We start from the raw sequence: 21,441 nt of genomic DNA, 5'->3' as shown, positions 1-21,441 counted from the left end.
CCCATGCCCGCCCCGCCGACCGCATCCGCCAAGCCGAGCCTGCGCGAACGATTCGACGCGCTGGGCAACCTGCCGCCGTTCCTGCGACAGATCTGGGCCACCAGTCCCTGGTTGACACTGACCACGCTGGGCCTGCGCGTGGTGCGCGCGTTCCTGCCCATTGCCACGCTCTACGTCGGCAAGCTGATCATCGACGAGGCCGTGCGGCTGGTGGCGGCCGGCAACGGATTCGACTCGATCGGCGAGGCATGGCGCAGTGGGCAACTCGATACGCTGTCATCGCTGCTGCTGGTCGAGTTCGCCCTGGCGATCGGTTCGGATCTGCTCGGCCGGCTGATCAGCTACGGCGATTCGCTGCTGTCGGAGCTGTTTACCAACGTCACCAGCGTGCGGCTGATGGAACATGCCGCCACGCTCGACCTGGAAGACTTCGAAGATCCCGACCTGCAGGACAAGCTGGACCGCGCGCGCCGCCAGACGATGGGGCGGATGAACCTGATGAGCCAGTTGTTCGGCCAGGTCCAGGATGCGATCACCGTGATCAGCTTCGGTGCCGGGCTCCTGATCTACGCACCCTGGCTGATCGTGCTGCTGGCCGTGGCGCTGGTGCCGTCGTTCGTCGGCGAGGCGCACTTCAACGCGCTGGGCTACTCGCTCAATTTCGCCTGGACCCCGGAGCGCCGCCAACTCGAGTACGTACGGCAGATGGGCGCGAGCGTGGAAACGGCGAAGGAGGTGAAGATCTTCAACCTCCACCGTTACCTGATCGCCAAGTACCGCGAACTCGCCGACGGATTCTTCCGCGCCAACCGCGCCCTCGCCCGCCGCCGCGCCGCCTGGGGCGCGCTGCTGGCGGCGCTGGGCACGATGGGCTACTACGTCGCCTACGCCTATATCGCCTGGCGCACCGTGCGCGGCGATTTCAGCATCGGCGACCTGACCTTCCTGGCCGGCAGCTTCCGCCGTCTGCGGCAATTGCTCGAGGGCCTGCTGGTCGGCTTCTCGCAGGTGGCCGGCCAGGCGCTGTACCTGGACGACCTGTTCTCATTCTTCGAGATCCAACCGGAAATCGTCTCGCCCGCGAACGCCTTGCCGGTGCCGCGCCCGATCGCGCGCGGCTTCGTCTTCGAGAACGTCGGCTTCCGCTATCCCGATACCGAGAAGTGGGCGCTGCGCGGGCTCGACTTCGAACTGCGTGCCGGCGAGGTGCTGGCGCTGGTCGGCGAGAACGGTGCCGGCAAGACCACCCTGGTCAAGCTGCTGGCGCGCCTGTACGACCCCGACGAAGGCCGCATCACGCTCGATGGCCGCGACCTGCGCGAGTACGACCTGGACGACCTGCGCGGCAACGTCGGCGTGATCTTCCAGGACTTCGTGCGCTACCACCTCACTGCCGGCGAGAACATCGGCGTCGGCCAGATCGATGCGATGGACGACGGCGCGCGCATCCGCGAGGCCGCGCGGCGTGCGGCGGCCGACGAGGTGATCGAGGGCCTGCCCAATGGCTACGACCAGCTGATCGGACGGCGCTTCAAGACCGGTGTCGACCTGTCCGGCGGGCAGTGGCAGAAGATCGCCATCGCCCGTGCCTACATGCGCGATGCGCAGGTGATGATCCTCGACGAACCGACGGCGGCGCTGGATGCGCGCAGCGAGTTCGAGGTGTTCAAGCGCTTCAAGGAACTCTCGCACGGCAAGACCGCCGTGCTGATATCGCACCGCTTCAGCTCCGTGCGCATGGCCGATCGCATCCTGGTGCTGGCGCAGGGCCGGCTCGAGGCCAGCGGCACCCACCAGGAACTGCTCGACCAGGGCGGCCGCTACGCCGAACTTTTTGAATTGCAGGCCGCCGGGTATCGTTGACGGCCATGCCTCCACCCCTCCGCACCGGGAGTCCGTCCATGCGCCACTACCTGCACTGCACTGCCCTCGCCTTTGCGTTGTCGCTCTCGCTTGCTGCTTGCCAGGCCGAACAAGGTGCCAGCCAAGGCGCCAACCAGGGCGCCACCGAAGCCGCCGCCAGCGCCACGCCGGCGCCCAAGGCGATGCCGACGCAGACCGTCGCCAGCGCAAACGGGCCGGTGCAGGTCACCGAGATTGCGTCCGGGTTGTCGCACCCGTGGAGCGTGGCGCTGCTGCCCGATGGCAGCTTCCTGGTCACCGAACGCCCCGGCCGGATGCGCCGCGTCTCCGCCGACGGCGCGGTGTCCGCTCCGCTGGGCGGCGTGCCGGAAGTCTGGGCGCAGGGCCAGGGCGGCCTGCTCGACGTGGTGCTGGCGCCGGACTTCGCCAGCAGCAAGCGCATCTACTTCAGCTATTCCGAAGCCGGCGAGAACGGCACCGCCGGCACCGCGGTGGCGACGGCCACGCTCGGCGACAGCTCGCTCAGCGACGTGCGCCGCATATACCAGCAGCAACCCAAGCTCGAAGGGCCGAACCACTTCGGTTCGCGCATCGTCTTCGACGGCAAGGGCCACGCCTTCATCAGCCAGGGCGAACGCAACGACCGCCCGACCGCGCAGAAGCTCGACATGCTGCAGGGCAAGCTGGTTCGACTGAACCTCGACGGCAGCGTGCCCAGCGACAACCCGTACGTCGGCCGCAAGGACGCGCGTCCGGAGATCTGGAGCTACGGTCACCGCAACATGCAGTCGCTGGCACTCGACCCGCGCACCGGCAAGGTGTGGGAAGCCGAGCACGGCCCGCGCGGCGGCGACGAGATCAACCTCCCCGAACCCGGCAAGAACTACGGCTGGCCGATCATCACCCACGGCATCAACTACTCGGGCCTGAAGATCCCCGAAGCCGTGGGCACGTCCGCGCCGGGCATGGAACAGCCGTACCACGTCTGGGAGAAGTCGCCGGGCCTGTCGGGCATGGCCTTCTACACCGGCCATGCCGGATCGAAGTGGGACAACAGCCTGTTCCTGGGCGCCCTCGCCGACAGCAGCCTGATCCGCCTGAGTCTCGACGGCGACAAGATCACCGGCGAAGAGCGCCTGCTGAAGGAACTGTCCTCGCGCATCCGCGATGTCCGCGTCGGCAGCGGCGGCAAGGTCTACGTGCTCACCGACGAGGACAACGGCAAGCTGCTGCGTCTGGATCCGCCCGCGGGCTGACGCACATTCGATCCCTGGTGGCGTAGGAGCGAGCTTGCTCGCGACCGGCTTCGGGTAGGTCGATCGCGAGCAAGCTCGCTCCTACAGTGGCGGGGCACAAGAGAATCAGTCTCGGCCGGGCATGATCGGCTACGCTACAATGGCTGCCGGTCTACTCCCCCAAGCACCGGCATGTCTTCCGCGTTTGGCACCGAGACGGTGCTGGATGTCCGTCACTGGACGGACGACTACTTCAGCTTCACCACCACCCGCGACGACGGTTTCCGCTTCGAGAACGGCCAGTTCGTGATGATCGGACTGGAAGTGCCGCAAGCGGATGGCTCAGTGCGGCCGCTGCTGCGCGCCTATTCGATCGCCAGCGCGAACTGGGAAGAGCAGCTGGAATTCTTCAGCATCAAGGTGCCGAACGGGCCGCTGACCTCGCGCCTGAAATCGATCCAGCCAGGCGACAAGGTCCTGATCGGCCGCAAGCCGACCGGCACCCTGCTGATCCACGACCTGCACCCGGGCCGCAACCTCTACCTGCTGGGAACCGGCACCGGCCTGGCGCCGTGGCTGGCGGTGATCAAGGACCCGGAAACCTACGAGCGCTTCGACCGGGTGATCCTGACCCATGGCGTCCGCAGCGCGTGCGACCTCGCCTACCGCGACTACTTCGTCAACGAGTTGCCGCGCCATGAATTCCTGGGCGAGCAGATCGCCGCCAAGCTCAAGTACTACCCGGCGGTGACCCGCGAGGAGTTCGCGTTCGATGGCAACGATCACCGCGGTCGCCTGACCGATCTGTTCGACAGCGGCCGGATGATGGATCACCTGGGCCTGGAGGCGCTGGATCCCGAACGCGATCGCGCGATGATCTGCGGCAGCCCGCAGATGCTGGCCGATTTCCGCGGCATCCTCGACGGACGCGGTTTCGCCGCGGCACCGCGCATCGGCGTGCCGGGTCAGTACGTGTTCGAACGGGCCTTCGTCGAGAAGTAATCGCAGCCGGGAAGCAGGCGCCTGCACTCAGGCAGGCACGGTAGCCGGACGGCGCAGCCAGCGCTCGGCTTCGAGTTCGCTGGTGAAAACCGCCGCATCGACGCCGGCATCGCGCGCGTACAGCGCGCAGTACTCCACGTCCTGCACGCCGCGCGCCTTCACGTGCGCGATGCGGTAGCGCCACAGTCGTGCATATTCCATGGCGAGCACCAGCTCCAGCCATTCCTGTTCCTGCATGGCTTCGCCGGTCAGCTCGTCGACGAGCAGCACGCCGTTGCCCTGCGCAACCTCCAGCCGGGGCATGATCTCGCGCCAGTAGGCCAGCGTGTTGTCGAGATTCTCCTCGCCGCTCACATACACGCGCAAACCGAAATCGTGATCCTCGATTTCGACCTGCAGTTGGGTCTGCATGACCTGTCTAAGCATGGCATCACCCCAATGCGGCTTCGATGTCCTTGGCGATCGACTCGGGCTTGTCGGTCGGTGCGTAACGCTTGATGACCCGGCCGTCCCGTCCGACCAGGAACTTGGTGAAATTCCACTTGATCCCGTCCAGCCCGAGGATGCCACCCTTTTCGTCCTTGAGCCACTTCCATAAGGGGTGGGCACCGGCGCCGTTGACCTCGATCTTGGCGAACATCGGGAAGGTGACGTCGTAGTTGAGCGAGCAGAAATTGCGGATCTCCGCTTCGTCCCCGGGTTCCTGGTGGCCGAACTGGTCGCAGGGGAAGCCGAGCACGGCCAGCCCCCTGGCGCCGAAATCCCGGGAGAGCTTTTCCAAGCCGGTGTACTGCGGGGTGAACCCGCACTGCGAGGCGACGTTGACGATCAGCAGGACCTTGCCGCGGAACTCGTCCAGCCCGCGCGGCTGGCCATCGATGTCGGTGGCGCTGAAGTCGTAGGCGGTAGTCATGGGGGAAGACTCCGGGGCAGTGGGCCTGAGCATAGCGCCGGGGACGGACATCTGGAATCTGAAAACGTTGGCATTCGCAGGCGTACGGGGCCTGGTAGCGCTAGCCGCCGATCCACGCGGGCGGAAACGACAACGCCGGGACATGCCCGGCGTTGTCGGTGTCACACCATTGCAGAAAATCGCCGCTGCAAGCCGGTCAGAAGCCGGCCTTGAACTCCACGCCGACCGTGCGCGGCTCGTTGATGAAGCCGGTGAGGTTGTTGAAGTCGATGCCGCCGACGACCTGCACTTCGTCGGTGATGTTGCGGCCGAACAGGGCGACGTCGTACTTGCCGTACTCCCAGGTGTAGCCCAGGCGCAGACCGCCCTCGACCAGCGACTTGCCGGTGAACTCGACCGAGTCGTACAGGAAGAAGTTGACCTCGCTGCGGTAGACCCAGTCGGTATAGGCATAGAACTCGCCGCCGTTGTCCATCGGGATGCCCCAGCGGACGGTCAGGTTGTGGTTCCACTTCGGCGCCTGCGGCAGGACGTTGCCGTCGATGAAAAAGCGCCCAGTCGGAAGACCGGTAATTGGGTCAAGCTCCGGTCGATCCGTAACTTCGCAGGCCACGCACCCTGACACTCTCAAGTCGGGGTCCTTGATCTCGGTGTCGTTGTAGCTGCTGCCCAGGGTCAGCAGCAGGTCGTCGGTCAGGTAGGCCTGGAAGTCCATCTCGAAGCCCTGGCCGGTCGACTTGTCGGCATTGAGCAGGATGTTGGCGTTACCGGTCTCGCCGCCGACGGCGGTGAGCTGCTGGTCCTTGACCTCGTAGTAGAAGACGCCGGCGTTGATGCGTGCGCGCTTGTCCCACAGGTCGGCCTTGACGCCCATCTCGTAGGAGGTAACGGTTTCCGGACCGGCGACCGACATGCCGTTGAACGCGCCAGCGGCCTGGATGCTGCTGCCGCGGTAGCCGGTGGCGACGCGGCCGTAAAGGTTCACGTCGTCGTTGATCTCGTAGGTGGCCGACAGGTCCCAGTTGAACTTCTTGTCTTCCGTGGACTGCAGCAGGTTGCCGTCGGGCTCCATCGCCGCCAGCTGCTCGATCGTGCACTTCTGGGCGAGGACGCACGGCGCGAAGCCGGTCTGCCAGTACTCCTTGACGGCCAGGTCCTTCTCGTCCCAGGTATAGCGAATGCCGGCCCGCAGCTGGAAGGCGTCATTGACATCCCAGGTCGTCGCCGCGAACACGGCCCACGAGTCGTTGGTCTGGTTGACGCGCTCGTAGCCGTCCTGGATGCCGCCGGCCAGCGAGTCGTAGCTGAAGCTTTCGACGTCATAGTCTTCGCTGAAGTAGAACAGGCCGGCCTGCCAGTTCCACGCGCTGTCGAAGTCCGACTCGATGCGGAACTCCTGCGTCCACTGCGAATGCTCGGGGATGCCGTCGGCCGTCTCGGATGCAAACGGAATCACGCCCGGGCCGGACACCGGCAGGAACACCGCGCCGAAACCGCCGTCGATGTCGCCGCGGCTGAAGGTCTCGACCGACTCGTAGCCGGTGATCGAGTGCAGGATGTAGTCGCCGATGTCCCAGGTCAGGCGCGCGCTGGCGCCCTGGCTGTCGAGCTCGGAGTGGTTCAGGCCGTCCAGCGACACCTTGTCTTCGTCGAAGCCGTCGACCAGGTCGTTGGTGCCGGGCTTGATGATGTTGGCGCGGAACAGACGCGCGGTGCCGTTGAGGTGACGCGCATGCGCGTTGAGCAGCGCCTCGAACGACTCGCCCTCGTACAGGAACTGCACGCGGCCGGCCGACTCGTCGTAGCCTTCGAAGCCGTCGTTCGGGCCCGGGTAGGTGTTGGTCACCCAGTCGTCGCGGCGCTGGAACAGCGCCGAAGCGCGTGCCGACCAGTTCTCGCTCAGGCCGCCGCCGACGGCGCCCTCGAAGTTGAACATGTTGTCGCTGCCGACGCCGACCTTGCCGTAGCCACCGAAGTCCTGCGACGGGCGCACCGACTCGAACTTGACCACGCCGGCCGGGGTATTGCGGCCGAACAGCGAGCCCTGCGGGCCGCGCAGCACTTCGACGCGGTCCAGGTCGAACACCGGGAAGCCCTTGAGGATCGGGTTTTCCTGGACGACTTCGTCATAGACCAGCGACACCGGCTGCGACGCGTTGAGGCGGAAGTCGGTGTTGCCGTAGCCGCGGATGTAGAAGCGCGGGAAGGCACGACCGAACGAAGATTCGATGTTGAGGCTGGGCACGCGACCGGACAGGAAGCGCACGTCGTTGCCGCCCGAACCGAGTACGTCGAGCTGCTCGGCGTTGAGCGTGGTGACCGATACCGGCACGTCCTGCAGGTTTTCGACCTTGCGTTGCGCGGTGACCTCGATGGTCTCCAGCGTGGTGGACTTACCGTTGGCGGCCTGGGCGGCCGGTGCGGTCTCGACCGGGGTCTGCGCATCCTGCGCGAAAGCGACCTGCGCCGGCAGCATCAGGGCGATGGCAACGGTCAGGGCGTGACGGGGAAGCTTGCGTGCAAGCGGCATGGAAGGCATTGAGCGGTCTCGATGGGTGGCGTCAAGGATGGGACACCAAGGATTCGAAGGCCGACGCACCGACATGTCCCTCTCCGACATGCGCAATGCGGCGATACGTGACTTCAGGCCGTCCCCTGACGACCTCGACGCGGACCCGTCCCGCGCCACGGCGGCTGACATGACGGGCGGAATGTTACCAGACTGTTAAAGGGCCGTACCTGTGCGTACGCCCTACCCCTCTCCCTGGCCGCTGGCGCGGCCTGTCCCTCTCCCACAAGGGGAGAGGGCAACGCGGACCCCAGCAGACTCCTCCCTCTCCCCTTGTGGGAGAGGGACGGCGCCGAATGGCGCCAGGGAGAGGGGTCAGCGCGCCGCGCGGACCTTCACCGCCGGCACGAACGGCTTGATCCCCAGCGCCTCATGGATCTCGCTGGGGTAATACGCCGTGGAACCCTTGATCACCAGCGCGACATTGCGAATATCGGCGATGTTGGCCGTCGGATCGCCGTCGATCAGCACGATATCGGAACGCTTGTCCGGCGCCACCGAGCCCCGCTCGGCCAGCGTGCGGGAGTACTTGGCGCCGTTCCAGGTCGCCACCTGCAGGGCCTGGGACGGGGTCAGCCCAGCCTGCACGTACAGCTCCAGCTCCCGCTGCAGGGTGAAACCGACCATCTCGTCGGTGCCGGCCACCATCGGCACGCCGGCCTTGTAGGCACGTCCGACGAATTCGACCATCTTGGCGTAGGAGCGGTTGTAGCGCTGCGCAGTGGCGTCGTCGGGGATGTTCATCTCGGCGGCGCGGCGGCCGCGCTGGATGTCCGGCGGCAGGTGATCGGCGACCTCGGCCACGATCGGCGACATCTCGCCGTCGCGCTGGTGCAGGAACTCGAACGTGGCCAGGGTCGGGTCGATCACGACCTGCTTGCGGGCCAGCGTGGCGATGAAGTCCTGCACCGGCTTGCTGTCCAGGTCCAGGCCGTCGGTCTTGTCGGCCACCAGGTAGAACCGCGCCAGCGTGCGCGTGTCGGTCTTCTCGTCGACGAAGAAGTTCAGCATCAGCTGGTTGATGTGCTGGATCTCGTCGAAGCCGTCGTCGACCACGTCCTGCGCACGCAGGAATGCCGGCACGTGGCCACTGACACGCATGCCCTTGGAATGGGCGTAGGCCACGGTGTCCTTGAGCACGTCCTTCGGGAACGAGTTGTAGATCTTGATCTGCGGATAGCCGTGTTCGGCGTACCAGTCGACCGCCTTCTTCGCGCTGTCGAGATCCTTGATGACAAAGCCGTTGCGCGCCGAGAAGTTGCTTTCGCCTTCGATGAAACCGGCCGGGACGACGTCGGGCGACATCAGCGTGCCGTTCTTTATCTCGCCCAGCATCTGCTGCAGCGTGTCGTTGTCGTTGCCCATGTCGCGCACGGTGGTCACGCCGGTGGCGAGGTTGAGCCCGCCGTCCCAGCGACCGACATGGCCGTGCATGTCGAACAGGCCGGGCAGCAGCACCTTGCCGCCGGCGTCGATGAGGTTGTCGGCCTTGACCTTGGGCGTGCCCTTCCCGGCCGGTGCGACCGAGACGATGCGGCCGTCCTTCACCAGCACGTCGCTGGACGGTCCCAGCTTCGCGTTCTCGCTGTCGAAGACGCGTGCGTTGGTGATCAGCGTGGCGCCGCTGAGCGGATGACCCAGGCGCTTGGCCAGGTCGACCAGGACCTGGCTTTCGGCCTGCTTCTGGCGGGCTTCCAGGGCGTTGGCATCGCCCTGGCAACCGTCCTCGATCAGCTGCAGATAACCGGGGTAGATGTAGGCGAACAGGCGCGGATTGGCGCCGGTGGTGGCCCAGGCGAACGTTGGCGTGAGGTCGACGCCGGTGATCGCGAACAGCTCGACGTCGCGCGGCGACTTGCCGCACTCGACCCGGGCCTGCACGACCTTGCGCGAGGTCATCGTGCCGCTCGGGATCATCGGCAGCTTGCCGTCGCTGCGCCTGGACAGCGCATTGAGCGCCACCGAGAACCCCTCCGGCGTACCGCCCAGCGTCGAGTACAGGGCGGTGCCCGCGACCGTCTGGCGACCGTCGTCGGAGGTGGTCTTCCACTGCGCCTGGTCGCCGTTGCGGCTGAAGCTTTCATCGACCTTGGCGCCGAAGGTCGACGTGCCCTGCGCGCGGTAGGTCTGGTAGGTGCCGTCCGCGGCCAGGGTGAACTCTTCCTTCAGCTCCGGCCCGCGGCCGTTGTCCTTGAAGATGAACTCGACGGTGGTGGTGCCGTCGTCACCCCGGGTGACCACCTGCTGGCCGGCCTGCTTGCCGCCATCGACCAGGGCGACGTAACGCACAGTCTCGGCGGCGAGCGCGCTGGCGTTGAGTCCGAGCAGGCCGATGCCGAGGACCAGGCAGTGGGTGAATGCGGCGCGCGGATTGGCGGTCATGTGGGTTCCCTGTGCTGGCGGGTGGCTCGGGGCGGCCTGCGGCCCATGGCGCGATCGGCCCAGCCCCCTTGCCCGAAGTGTAGCCAGCCTGTGCCGGCACGGGCCGTTTGTCAGCCCATGCCTTTCGTCAGGGGTCCCGACGCCCCCCATCGGGTAGGCTGCGGGCTCCCTTTGACGAGGTTTCTGTCCAATGAAGCACCCTCTCGCGCTGGCCCTGGCCGTGGCATTGAGCGCAACCGCCCCCACCTATGCCAAGACCCCCAAGGCAGACACGTCCGTGAGTGCGCAAGCCCAGCAACCCAACAGCGTGAACCCGTTCTTCAGCGACAGCCCGCTGCCGCTCCACTATCCGCAGTTCGACAAGATCAAGGACGCCGACTTCGCGCCCGCCTTCGATGCCGGCATGGCCGAGCAGTTGAAGGAGATCGATGCGATCGCCAACAGCGCAGAGAAGCCGACCTTCGACAACACCATCATCGCGATGGAAAAGTCCGGTCGCACCCTCGGCCGCGCCACCACGGTGTTCTACAACCTGGTCGGCACCGACACCAACCCGACGCGCGAGAAGCTGCAGGCGACCTACGCGCCGAAGTTCTCCGCGCACCGTGACGCGATCAACCTCAACGCCAAGCTCTTTGCGCGCGTGAAGGCGCTGTACGAGACCCGCGACAGCCTCGGCCTCGACGCCCAGGGCGTGCGCCTGGTCGAGCGCTACTACACCGACTTCGTCCGCTCCGGCGCCAACCTGTCGGAAGCCGACAAGACCCGCACCAAGGCCATCAACTCCGAGCTGGCCGCGCTGGGCACCAAGTTCAGCCAGAACGTGCTGGCCGAAGTGAACGATTCGGCGATCGTGGTCGACAGCAAGGAAGAGCTCGACGGCCTGACCGACGAGCAGATCGCCTCCGCCGCTGAAGCGGCCAAGGCGCGCAAGCTCGACGGCAAGTACGTCATCGCGCTGCTCAACACCACCGGCCAGCCGCCGGAAGCCTCGCTGACCAACCGCGCGCTGCGCGAGCGCCTGCACAAGGCCTCGATCGCCCGCGGCAGCCGCGGCAACGCGTACGACAACACCGCCATCGTGTCCCAGGTCACCAGGCTGCGTGCCGAACGCGCCAAGATCATGGGTTACCCGAACTACGCGGCCTATGTGCTCGATGACGAGACCGCCAAGTCGCCCGAGGCGGTCAACAGCATGCTCGGCCAGCTCGCCCCGGCCGCGGTCGCCAATGCCGAGCGCGAGGGCGCCGACCTGCAGGCGATGATCGACAAGGAGCAGGCCGCCAAGGGCCAACCGACCTTCAAGCTCGAGCCGTGGGACTGGTCCTTCTATACCGAGAAGGTGCGCCAGGAGAAGTACGCGTTCGACGAGTCGCAGCTCAAGCCGTACTTCGAGATGAAGAACGTGCTGGAGAACGGCGTGTTCTATGCGGCCGGCCAGCTGTACGGCCTGAAGTTCAAGCAGCGCACCGACCTGCCCAAGTACCACGCCGACACCTGGGTGTACGACGTGTTCAACGAGGACGGTTCGCAGCTGGCGATCTTCATCTTCGATCCGTACGCACGCGATTCCAAGCGCGGCGGTGCGTGGATGAACTCGTACGTCGACCAGTCCGGCCTGACCGGCTTCAAGCCGGTGGTGGCCAACCACCTCAACATTCCCAAGCCGTCGGAAGGCAAGCCGACGCTGATGACCTGGGACGAGGTGACCACGGCGTTCCACGAGTTCGGCCATGCGCTGCACGGCATGTTCTCGAACGTCGAGTATCCCTACTTCTCCGGCACCAGCGTGCCGCGCGACTTCGTCGAGTATCCGTCGCAGGTCAACGAGATGTGGGCTGACTGGCCGTCGATCCTGGCCAACTACGCCAAGCACTACCAGACCGGCGCGGCGATGCCGAAGGAGCTGCTCGACAAGGTGCTGGCCAGCTCGAAGTTCAACCAGGGCTTCGCGACGACCGAGTACCTGGGTTCGGCGATGCTCGACCAGAACTGGCACCAGGCGACGGCTTCGCAGCTGCCGGCGGCCAACGGTGTGATGGGCTTTGAGGCCACGGCGCTGAAGAAGGACGGTGTCAACTTCTACGCGGTGCCGCCGCGTTACCGTACGCCGTACTTCAGCCACATCATGGGTGGCTATGCGGCCGGTTACTACGCTTACATCTGGTCGGAAGTTCTGGACGCGAATTCGGTGGAGTGGTTCAAGGAGAACGGTGGCCTGACCCGCAAGAACGGCGACCATTTCCGCCAGTCGCTGCTGTCGCAGGGCGGCAGCGTCGATGCACTGCAGTTGTTCCGCAACTTCGCCGGCCACGATCCGAAGATCGAGCCGCTGCTGGAGAAGCGTGGCCTGACCGCGACCTCGGGTTCCGAGGCGACCGGCAAGGCTGCCAAGAAGTAAGTCGCGCTGCGCGATGCTTCGACGAAACCGCCCGGGGTGACCTGGGCGGTTTTTTTCTATCAACGTCATCCCGGCGAACGCCGGGATCCATCTTGACGTTGCCTTTGCTTCGGAACGGCGTCGTCCGCCGGGCTGGTTCTTGGGGTGAGCCTTCCGAAGGGCGTCGTCCGCCGGGCCCTCACCCCAACCCCTCTCCCGCAAGCGGGAGAGGGGCTAAAGAAAACCATCATCCCCGCGAAGGCGGGGACCCAGCGACTTTCGCTCGACCTGGTTCATAGCTCGTCAGGCAGCTAGGCTACGGCTCCACACGGCTGAGCTCGAGAAACATCTCGCGCGCCAGCACGCCCTGGTCGGGCTGGTCGATGAAGAAGCCCTGTACGCCCAGGCCATACAACTGCATCGCTTCGGCTACTACCGACTGTGCGACGCCACCAGGCGTCTGTGCCAGGAACGCTTCCTCGGCGCGCAGCGTGTACGGGTGGACCTGCAATCCCGCCTTCAGGGCCCAGCCCAGCATCGGATGAACCAGGCCGGTGCCCTGCCCGGCCAGTTCGGCCTTGCCGTCGCCGTTGGCGTCGATCGGCGGCGCGAGCGGCTGGCGCGGCAGCAGGTTGCCTTTCCATGGGCCGACGCCGCTGGCGTAGTTGGCCTTCATCCACTGCAGCACCGGCTCGGTGGCCAGTGCGCCGTAGCGCGTTGCCACGGACAGGCCTCCTTCGACCTGGCCGATCAGCCCGCCATAGAGGGCCTGCATGTCGCTGCCGTGGCTCGCGTTGTAGACCACGTCGTAGGGGCGCGCATCGTTGAAGTCGTCGTACAGCTGCACCAGCGGCAGGTCGATGCCGGCGGACGGCATCAGCGTCTTCTTCAGCTCGATCAGGTTCGCGATCTCGAAGCTCTGCACGTAGATGCGCTTCGGATCGGTGAAGCCTTCCGCCACGAGCGTCTCGACCAGCTTCGCACCCAGCGAGATGGCGATGGGACGGCCGTCGAGTCGCCTGCCCTCGCGTGCGAAGTAAGTCGGGTGCTTGGTCTCGGGATAGATGCCGACCTTGCGGCCGTTGCGGCTCTCACGCTTCACCAGCGCGATCACTTCGGCCAGGGTCGGGATCGTGTACATGCCGTCGAAGCGGGTGTTGGCCGGGCGGATCGCCGGGATGCGCTCCTTCGCCCGCAACGTCTTCAGCTCGGCAAGGGTGAAGTCCTCGGTAAACCAGCCGGTCATCGTGATGCCGTCGATGACCTTGGTGGCGCGGCGACCGGCGAACTCGGGGTGGTTGGCGACGTCGGTGGTGCCGGAGATCTCGTTCTCGTGGCGCGCGACCAGGACGCCGTCGCGGGTCGCGACCAGGTCCGGCTCGATGAAGTCGGCACCCTGGCGGATCGCCAGGCGATAGGACTCCAGCGTGTGTTCCGGCCGGTAACCGCTGGCGCCGCGATGACCGATCACGATCAGCCCCTGGTGGTCAGGTCGGTGGTTGCGGTCGGAGGTGCTCACGCTGCGAGCATCGGGTGCGGCAGCGTCCTTGGCAACCGCGGTGGCGCAGGCGGTGGCGAGCAGCAGCAAGCCGGCGAGAGCGAGGAAATGCGTGAATGCGGGGCGCAGTGCAGGCATGGGACGGTCCTTGTGCGATTCGGAGAACCGGCTCCCCCATGCAACCGGTGGCGCGATGGTGACCGCCACAGGTTGCGAAGCCTTGACCGTAGTGGGACAGGTGCCCCTGTGTAGGAGCGAGCTTGCTCGCGACCTGGCCATTGCGGGCCTGACACGCGGGTCGCGAGCAAGCTCGCTCCTACACCTGCACGGGTGCCAATGGCTGGGCCAGGGTCGAGTCGGGCTCACGGAGCAATGCCTTGCGCACGGCGCGGGCGTCGCCCGGTTCCAGCTCCACCAGCATCTCGACCTCACCCGACACCAGCGTCGCCAGGGCGATGCCGTCGCGGAATGCAATGCGCGATCCTGCCAGGCGCGGCACCTTGGTTCCGGTGAGCACGGTGCCGAGCAGGTTCAGCGGGTCGACCGCCGACACGCATACCAGCGCGCCGTCGTGAGGCCGTTGCCGCACTTGGCGCATCAGTCCGATTGCCTCGGGCAGCGCGAACTGCTCGCCCGACAGCCCGGCGATGAAGCGGCCGCCGCGGATCTCGCCGCGCGCCTCCAGCCGGTGGTAGACACGCACCAGCTCGCGCCACGGTGGCAGCCAGGTCGCTTCACGCTCGAGCATGCGCCAGCACACCACGCCGTGGCGTCGCAGCAGCACGCGGGCGATGTGCTCGACATCGTCCGGATCGCGCTTGTCGCTGCCCGGCGGTCGCCTGATCAGTGCCCAGCGGCCGGCATCCTCGATGCCGAACAACGCCGCGCGCCGGCGACGTCCGCTCTGCGCGCCGGGCCGCTTGGACGCCGGCACCAGCAACGCGCGCAGGCCGGCATAGCTGTCGCAATGCACGCGTCCGCGCGCGACCAGTTCGGCCAGTGCGTCTTCCAGTTCGGTGCGCAGCAGGTGTGCGCCGGAGACCAGTTCGTCGAAGAACGAGGCACCGTGCTCGGCCAGGTAATCGAGGACACGCTGGGCGCGCGTCGACAGTGCTTCGTCGGCGATGGCCGGTGGTGCCAGCCGTGTCCAGGTCGCGGCATCGCGACGCGGCAGCACGACGATGGGAGTGGTCCGGACCGGCGTGCTGCCGCGCGCGGCATTGGCTTCGTTGCTGCCGGCGCGAAGGCGTGTCCACAGCGTCCGACCCGACGTGCACAAGTCGTCGAGCCACGAGATCGAGTAGTCGCTGACGCGTGCCGGCAGCAGTTCCGATTCCCAGGACGAGGCCGGCGCCTCGAAGCCTTCCAGCTGAGACAGCACCCCGACCAGCGCCTCCGGGCCCTGGACGCGGACGGACGGACCGACGCGCTGCCAGTCGAAGGCGAAGCGGACGAAGTCGCGCGGTGCCAGCGGTTCGATCTCGCGACGCAGGCGCCGCAACGTGTAGCGGTGGATGCGCGCGAGCAGGTGCCGTTCGCACCACTCGTCGGCGTCGATGCCGGGCGTGAAGCGCCCCTGCATCACGTAGCCTTCGCTCTGCAGGCGCAACAGGGTCTGCTCGACGTCGGCGCGCGGCAGCGAAAGTTCGTCGGCGAGCACCTGCGCGGGCGTCGGTCCGAGTCCGGTCAGGCGCGAACGCAGGAGTTCTACCATCGCCTCTTCGCGCGTCCACGGCTGCAGGGCGAATTCGGAAGGTGCCTCGATGGCAGGGTTCAATCGCGCCTGCGGATAGATGATCTGGAGTTGCGGCAGGCGTTCGGCGGCGCACCACAGGTCGGTGCTGTCGCTCACCATGACCGCTACGCCTGCCCTCACCCCAACCCCTCTCCCGCTAGCGGGAGAGGGGCTTTGCAGCGAGGTTGCGCGATGGTCTTTCGCCAGTCGTGCGAGCCAGTCGGCCCAGCCGTTTTCGCGCACTTCGCGCGCGGTCACCACGCCCAGGCCCATCAACGCCTCGTGCATCTCGTCGACGCTGCGCACCTGCGGCCAGGCCTCCTCGCGCACTGCATCTATAGCGGACGCGTCGAGACGACCGAGATCATCGGCGCTCTGCGCATCGGCATAACGGCGGGTCTGCACCGCCTGGGTACGGCGCTCCTCCAGCGGTGCGTCGTCGAGGAAGGAATACGGGCGAGCGTTGAGCACTTCAGCCGCGAACGGCGACGGCGCACTGAGGTCGCGGGCGACGATCCTGACCTCGCCCGCCTCCATCGCCCGCAGCAGGCGCAGCCAGCCTTCGACATCCATCGCTTCGTGCAGGCAGTCGTGCAGGGTCTGCGCGACCAGCGGGTGGTCGGGCACTTCGCGCTCGCCGACGAGGTTCTCGGCGCAGGCGACCTGGTCTGGGAACACGGTCGCCAGCAGGTCTTCGGACTTCATCCGCTGCAACTGCGGCGGCACCTTCTTGCCGCCGACGAAGCGCGGCAGCGCCAGCGCGGTCGTGGCGGCCCAGCGCCAGCGCACGCCGAACATCGGCGCGTCGAGCAGGGCCTGGATCAGCACGTGCTCGGCCGAGGAGGAATGCAGGTAGCGCGAGACCTCTTCCAGCGGGAAGCTGTGGCTGGTCGACAGCGACAGCACGATCGCGTCCTCGGTCGCGGCGGCCTGCAGCTCGAAGTTGAACTGCCGGCAGAAGCGTTTGCGCAGGGCCAGGCCCCAGGCGCGGTTGATGCGGCTGCCGTAGGGGGTGTGGATGACGAGCTGGGTGCCTCCGCTTTCGTCGAAGAAGCGTTCCAGCACCAGCGTGTGCTGGCTGGGCATCGCGCCGAGCGCGGCATGGGTGCTGGCGAGGTACTCACTGACCTGTTGCGCAGCGGCAGTGGGCAGGCCGAGTTCGTCGCGCAGCCAGGCTTCGCTGGCGGCCTGGGTCGGCAATTGAGCGGCATGCGAACCATCCGGGGCACTGCCCTCACCCCAACCCCTCTCCCGCTCCCGGGAGAGGGGCTCAAGGCGCGAAGCGACCTCCTCGCGCAGGCGCGACACCGCGAACGACAACTCGTCGCTGCGACCGGGGGCTTCGCCGAGCCAGAACGGGATGCTCGGCGGCGCGCCCTGGGCATCCTCGACGCGAACCTTGCCGGGCTCCACGCGCAGGATGCGGTAGCTGGCGTTGCCGAGCTGGAAGATGTCGCCGGCCATGCTCTCGATGGCGAAATCTTCGTTGACGCTGCCGATGAACAACGACTCCGGTTCCACCACCACCGCATAGTCTGCGGTGTCGGGGATGGTGCCGCCGGACATCAGCGCCGTCATGCGCCCGCCCTTGCGGCCACGCAGCTTGCGGTTGACGGCATCGCGGTGGAGATAGCCGGCACGGATGCCGCGGCGGGTGGTGAAGCCCTCGGCGAGCATACGTACCACCGCGTCGAAATCCTCGCGCCCGAGCTGCGCATACGGTGTGGCGCGACGCACCCATTCGTACAGCGCGTCCTCGTCCCATTCCCGGCAGGACACTTCGGCGACGATCTGCTGGGCGAGGACGTCGAGCGGCGCGTCGGGCATGACCAGCGCGTCGAGTTCGCCACGACGCACCGAGTCCAGCAGCGCCGCGCATTCGACCAGTTCATCGCGCGTCTGCGGGAACAGCCGGCCCTTGGGCACGCCACCGACGTGGTGCCCGGAACGGCCGACGCGCTGCAGGAATGCGGCAATGGATCGCGGCGAACCGAGCTGGCAGACCAGGTCGACGTCGCCGATGTCGATGCCCAGTTCCAGCGATGCGGTCGCCACGAGCACGCGCAGCTCGCCGCGCTTGAGCTTCTGCTCGGCATCCAGGCGCAGTTCCTTGGCCAGGCTGCCGTGGTGCGCGGCGACGGCATCCTTGCCCAGGCGCTCCCCCAGGTGGCGCGCCGCACGCTCGGCCATGCGCCTGGTGTTGACGAACACCAGCGTGGTGCGGTGCTGCTCGACCAGGTCGGCCAGGCGCACGTAGACCTGGTCCCACTGATCGTTGGACATCACCGCGCTGAGCGGTGTCGGCGGGAGCTCCAGGGCGAGGTCGCGATCGCGCGTGTAGCCGATGTCGACGATGGTGCAGTCGACATCTCCCTCCCCTGCGACTGCAGGGGAGGGTTGGGGAGGGGTGAAGTCCACGCAGGAGGCCCCTTCATCGAGCGCTTCCGGTGCCGACTTCACCGACTCCCGGCCTCCCCCCGCAGTCGCAGGGGGAGGAGCACTGCCGCCTGCACCAACCAGGAACCGCGCCACCTCCTCGATCGGCTTCTGTGTTGCCGACAAGCCGATGCGAGTGAGGTTGCGGCCGGCCAATGCTTCCAAGCGCTCCAGCGACAGCGCCAGGTGGCTGCCGCGCTTGCTTGCGGCCACCGCGTGGATTTCATCGACGATCACGCTGCGCACCGTCGACAGCATTGCGCGGCCGGATTCGGACCCCAGCAGCACGTACAGCGACTCGGGCGTGGTGACCAGGATGTGCGGCGGCTTGCGCCGGGTCAGCGCGCGCTCGGCCTGCGGGGTGTCGCCAGTACGCACCGCGGTGCGGATCTCGACGTCGGGCAGACCCATGGCCTGCAGCTCGGCGCGGATGCCGGCGAGCGGCGCCTCCAGGTTGATGCGGATGTCGTTCGACAGCGCCTTCAGCGGCGAGATGTAGACGACCGCGGTTTCGTCCGGCAACGCGGCGGCCGGTTCATTGCCGAACAGCCCGGCGCCGTCGGCCCCGCTTCCATCGGCATTGGCCAGGCCCTGCCGGACCAGCCCGTCGATCGCGGTCATGAATGCGGTCAGGGTCTTGCCTGAACCGGTAGGCGCGGCGACCAGGGTGTTGCGCCCGCTGCGGATCGCCGGCCACGCCTGCACCTGCGCCGGGGTCGGTGCAGGAAACGCCTTGGCGAACCAGGCGGCAACGGCGGGGTGAAATGCATCCAGGGGCATGAGGGGATCGTGTCGCAGAGCCGTCTCAGTCCATGAGACGACGTTCAGGTTGACCGGCCAGAAAACGCCGTGAATGAGAAGATGGGGGCATGTCCGCTGCTCCCAATAACGTATCCCCTGCCCCGCATGAGGACGCCGACCGGCTGCGCCAGTGGCTGCACCCGCATCAGCGTGTGTTCGTGCTCACCGGCGCCGGTTGCAGCACCGATTCGGGCATTCCCGACTACCGCGACGGCGACGGCCAGTGGAAGCGCACGCCGCCGGTCACCTACCAGGCGTTCACGACCGATCCGCAGGTCAACGCCCGCTACTGGGCCCGCAGCTTCATCGGCTGGCCGCGCATCGCGCAGGCCCGGCCCAATGCCGCCCATCTCGCGCTCGCAGGCTGGGAGCAGCAAGGGCGCCTGACGACCCTGCTCACCCAGAATGTCGACGGCCTGCACCAGCGCGCCGGCAGCCGCGAAGTGATCGATCTGCATGGACGGCTCGACGACGTGGTCTGCCTGGCATGCGGCGATCGCCAGCCGCGCGCGGCGATGCAGGAGCGACTGGCCGGACTGAACCCCGACTGGCTCGGTCTCGACGCGGCGACCGCACCCGATGGCGATGCCGATCTGGACGGCCACGACTTCAGTGCGTTCCGCGTGCCACCGTGTGCGCGCTGCGCGGGGATGCTCAAGCCGGACGTGGTGTTCTTCGGCGAGAACGTGCCACGCCCGCGCTACCTGCTGGCGCAACAAGCGCTGCAGGCATCCGATGCGGTGCTGGTGGTGGGCTCGTCGCTGATGGTCTATTCGGGCTTCCGCTTCGTGCGCAGCGCGCATGAGGCCGGGATGCCGATTGCGATCGTCAATCGCGGACGCACGCGTGCCGATGAGTTGGCCGGGCTCAAGCTGGAAGCCGATGCCGGCGCGGTACTGTCAGCGGCGATGAGCTGACTGTTACCTCGTAGGGCGTAGGAGCGAGCTTGCTCGCGATCGGCTCCGGTGGCGCTGTTCGCGAGCAAGCTCGCTCCTACACACGCATGCGCCTGCTGCGACGGGCGTTGCAACGCCCGTCGCATCGGGGCGGGTCAGGCTTCCTTGCCCGCGGCCAGCAGGCTGCTCTTGCGACCGTAGGCCAGATAGGCAACGACACCTATCACGTTCCACACCAGGAACCACAACTGCGTGCGATGCGGCAGGCTCCAGAACAGGTACAGGCAGCCGAAGATCGCGATCGGGCCGACCACCCACGCCAGTGGCGCGCGGAACAGGCGCTTGCGTTCCGGGTCGCGCTTGCGCAGCACCAGCAGGCACACCGCCACCGCGATGAAGGCCGCCAGCGTGCCGGCATTGGCCAGCGCGGCGATCTCATCCAGACGTGCCACGCCTGCCAGCGCCGCCACCAGCGTCGCGGTGAACAACGTGGTGGCGATCGGCGTGCCGGTGCGCGCGTTGACCTTCGACAGGCCACGCGGCAGCAGACCGTCGCGCGACATGACGAAGAAGATGCGGCTCTGGCCGTACAGGAAGGCCAGCAGCACTGTCGGCAACGCGATCACCGCCGCCGCGGCGATGACAGTGGCCGCCTTGCCCTGCCCCAGTTCGCGCAGGATCAGCGCCAGCGGCTCGGGGCTGTTGCCGAACACGGTGTAGCTCAGCGCGCCGACGGCGGCCAGGGCCACGACCATGTAGATCAGCGTGCAGCCGACCATCGATCCGACGATGCCGATCGACAGGTCGCGGCCGGGGTTCTTGGTTTCCTCGGCGGCCGTGGAGATCGCATCGAACCCGTAGAAGGCGAAGAAGATGATCGCCGCCGCAGCCATCACGCCGCGCTCCACCCCGTCCGCACCCATCGACTTGGCGAAGCCGTACGGCATGAACGGCTGGGTATGGGCGACATCGAAATGCGGCAGGGCGATGGCGACGAAGATGCCCAGCGCGATGATCTTGAGCACCACCAGGACCGCGTTGAGGGTGGCGCTCTCGCGCGTGCCCGCCATCAACAGGCCGGCCACGACGAAGACGATGATCACCGCAGGCAGGTTGACCAGGCCGCCCGCGTGCGGGCCGGCGGTCAGCCACAACGGCAGGTCCACCCCGAGCCCCTTGAGGAAGCCGACGGCGTAGCCGGACCAGCCGACCGCCACCGTGCTCACCACCAGCGAGTACTCCAGGATCAGGCTCCAGCCGACCACCCAGGCGATCGCCTCACCCAGCACGATGTAGCTGTAGGTATAGGCGCTGCCGGCGGCCGGCATCATCGTCGCCATTTCGGCGTAGGCCAGGGCCGCGCAGGCGCAGACGACGCCTGCAACGAGGAACGACAGCAGCACCGCGGGCCCGGCGAGATTGGCGCCGACGCCGATCAGGGTGTAGATGCCGGTGCCGACGATGGCGCCGATGCCCAGCGCGATCAGGTGGGGCCAGCTCAGGGTCGGCACCAGGCGGCGCCCTTCCTCGTGGACCGTGACCCGGTCGATGTCCTTGCGCCGGAACCAAGTCTGCATAGAACCCTCGTGTCGAGCTGGCGAAATGGACGCACATAGTGGGGCAAAGCCGGCGGCGATGCGATGTGCACTGCAGCTTGCATGGGGCGGGGGGTTGTTGTTGAGCCCTCTCATGCTTGCGGGAGGGCAAAACGCATGCGTGGTCAGTGGGGAG

11 protein-coding genes and 1 pseudogene are annotated in these 21,441 nt (G+C 67.1%); 5 read left to right on the top strand and 7 right to left on the bottom strand.

Going from position 1 to position 21,441, the window contains the following annotated elements; translation table 11 throughout:
• Positions 1–3: 3 nt before the first annotated feature.
• The 3 genes from AC3A3X_RS10180 to AC3A3X_RS10170 all read left to right on the top strand — a co-directional run bounded on the left by AC3A3X_RS10180 (position 4) and on the right by AC3A3X_RS10170 (position 4,100).
• Positions 4–1,863 (top strand): ABC transporter ATP-binding protein, encoded by a 1,860-nt coding sequence (locus tag AC3A3X_RS10180; protein WP_487582914.1) that lies wholly within the window; start codon positions 4–6, stop codon positions 1,861–1,863.
• Between the two features lie 38 nt (positions 1,864–1,901).
• On the top strand, positions 1,902–3,119 hold the full coding sequence (locus AC3A3X_RS10175; RefSeq protein WP_487582913.1) for a PQQ-dependent sugar dehydrogenase: 1,218 nt from the start codon (positions 1,902–1,904) through the stop codon (positions 3,117–3,119).
• Positions 3,120–3,290: 171 nt separating this feature from the next.
• A complete protein-coding gene (locus AC3A3X_RS10170) occupies positions 3,291–4,100 on the top strand; it encodes a ferredoxin--NADP reductase (RefSeq protein ID WP_487582912.1) in 810 nt (269 codons plus the stop codon).
• Between the two features lie 27 nt (positions 4,101–4,127).
• Here AC3A3X_RS10170 and AC3A3X_RS10165 read toward each other — a convergent pair whose 3' ends face one another.
• The 4 genes from AC3A3X_RS10165 to AC3A3X_RS10150 form a co-directional block, all read right to left on the bottom strand.
• On the bottom strand, positions 4,128–4,526 hold the full coding sequence (locus AC3A3X_RS10165; RefSeq protein ID WP_487582911.1) for a hypothetical protein: 399 nt from the start codon (positions 4,524–4,526) through the stop codon (positions 4,128–4,130).
• 4 nt (positions 4,527–4,530) lie between these two features.
• Entirely contained in the window at positions 4,531–5,013 is a 483-nt protein-coding gene (locus AC3A3X_RS10160; protein ID WP_487582910.1) for a glutathione peroxidase, read from the bottom strand.
• A 196-nt stretch (positions 5,014–5,209) separates the two neighbouring features.
• Positions 5,210–7,543 carry a TonB-dependent receptor gene (locus AC3A3X_RS10155; protein ID WP_487582909.1) on the bottom strand — a complete coding sequence of 778 codons (2,334 nt, stop codon included), beginning with the start codon at positions 7,541–7,543 and terminating at the stop codon, positions 5,210–5,212.
• Between the two features lie 354 nt (positions 7,544–7,897).
• Complete coding sequence (locus AC3A3X_RS10150) at positions 7,898–9,964, bottom strand: amidohydrolase family protein (protein WP_487582908.1); 2,067 nt, start codon at positions 9,962–9,964, stop codon at positions 7,898–7,900.
• Between the two features lie 190 nt (positions 9,965–10,154).
• On the opposite strand from AC3A3X_RS10150, the gene AC3A3X_RS10145 reads away from it, so the two are divergent.
• Positions 10,155–12,365 (top strand): M3 family metallopeptidase, encoded by a 2,211-nt coding sequence (locus AC3A3X_RS10145; protein WP_487582907.1) that lies wholly within the window; start codon positions 10,155–10,157, stop codon positions 12,363–12,365.
• Positions 12,366–12,660: 295 nt separating this feature from the next.
• Here the strand turns inward: AC3A3X_RS10145 and AC3A3X_RS10140 are convergent, their stop codons facing one another.
• Together AC3A3X_RS10140 and AC3A3X_RS10135 are read right to left on the bottom strand one after the other, a co-directional pair.
• Positions 12,661–13,980: a glycerophosphodiester phosphodiesterase family protein gene (locus tag AC3A3X_RS10140; protein ID WP_487582906.1), complete on the bottom strand. Its 1,320-nt coding sequence runs from the start codon at positions 13,978–13,980 to the stop codon at positions 12,661–12,663.
• A 196-nt stretch (positions 13,981–14,176) separates the two neighbouring features.
• Positions 14,177–18,793: pseudogene (locus AC3A3X_RS10135) on the bottom strand (DEAD/DEAH box helicase); the annotation flags it as partial.
• 89 nt (positions 18,794–18,882) lie between these two features.
• Here AC3A3X_RS10135 and AC3A3X_RS10130 point away from each other — a divergent pair.
• Positions 18,883–19,731, top strand: a complete 849-nt coding sequence (locus tag AC3A3X_RS10130; protein ID WP_487582905.1) for an NAD-dependent protein deacetylase — start codon at positions 18,883–18,885, stop codon at positions 19,729–19,731.
• 134 nt (positions 19,732–19,865) lie between these two features.
• Here AC3A3X_RS10130 and AC3A3X_RS10125 read toward each other — a convergent pair whose 3' ends face one another.
• Positions 19,866–21,287, bottom strand: coding sequence for an amino acid permease (locus AC3A3X_RS10125; protein WP_487582904.1), 1,422 nt, complete (start codon positions 21,285–21,287; stop codon positions 19,866–19,868).
• Positions 21,288–21,441: the final 154 nt, after the last annotated feature.

It is taken from the genome of Lysobacter sp. Soil_N_23 (genome assembly GCF_057656135.1).
Note: the sequence above shows the minus strand (reverse complement) of the source record. Positions and strands in the feature narration are given on the sequence as shown.

Coding starts and splice junctions, on each gene's coding strand:
- AC3A3X_RS10180 (WP_487582914.1), top strand. CDS start 4: ATGCCCGCCCCGCCGACCGCATCCGCCAAGCCGAGCCTGCGCGAACGA.
- AC3A3X_RS10175 (WP_487582913.1), top strand. CDS start 1,902: ATGCGCCACTACCTGCACTGCACTGCCCTCGCCTTTGCGTTGTCGCTC.
- AC3A3X_RS10170 (WP_487582912.1), top strand. CDS start 3,291: ATGTCTTCCGCGTTTGGCACCGAGACGGTGCTGGATGTCCGTCACTGG.
- AC3A3X_RS10165 (WP_487582911.1), bottom strand. CDS start 4,526: ATGCTTAGACAGGTCATGCAGACCCAACTGCAGGTCGAAATCGAGGAT.
- AC3A3X_RS10160 (WP_487582910.1), bottom strand. CDS start 5,013: ATGACTACCGCCTACGACTTCAGCGCCACCGACATCGATGGCCAGCCG.
- AC3A3X_RS10155 (WP_487582909.1), bottom strand. CDS start 7,543: ATGCCGCTTGCACGCAAGCTTCCCCGTCACGCCCTGACCGTTGCCATC.
- AC3A3X_RS10150 (WP_487582908.1), bottom strand. CDS start 9,964: ATGACCGCCAATCCGCGCGCCGCATTCACCCACTGCCTGGTCCTCGGC.
- AC3A3X_RS10145 (WP_487582907.1), top strand. CDS start 10,155: ATGAAGCACCCTCTCGCGCTGGCCCTGGCCGTGGCATTGAGCGCAACC.
- AC3A3X_RS10140 (WP_487582906.1), bottom strand. CDS start 13,980: ATGCCTGCACTGCGCCCCGCATTCACGCATTTCCTCGCTCTCGCCGGC.
- AC3A3X_RS10130 (WP_487582905.1), top strand. CDS start 18,883: ATGTCCGCTGCTCCCAATAACGTATCCCCTGCCCCGCATGAGGACGCC.
- AC3A3X_RS10125 (WP_487582904.1), bottom strand. CDS start 21,287: ATGCAGACTTGGTTCCGGCGCAAGGACATCGACCGGGTCACGGTCCAC.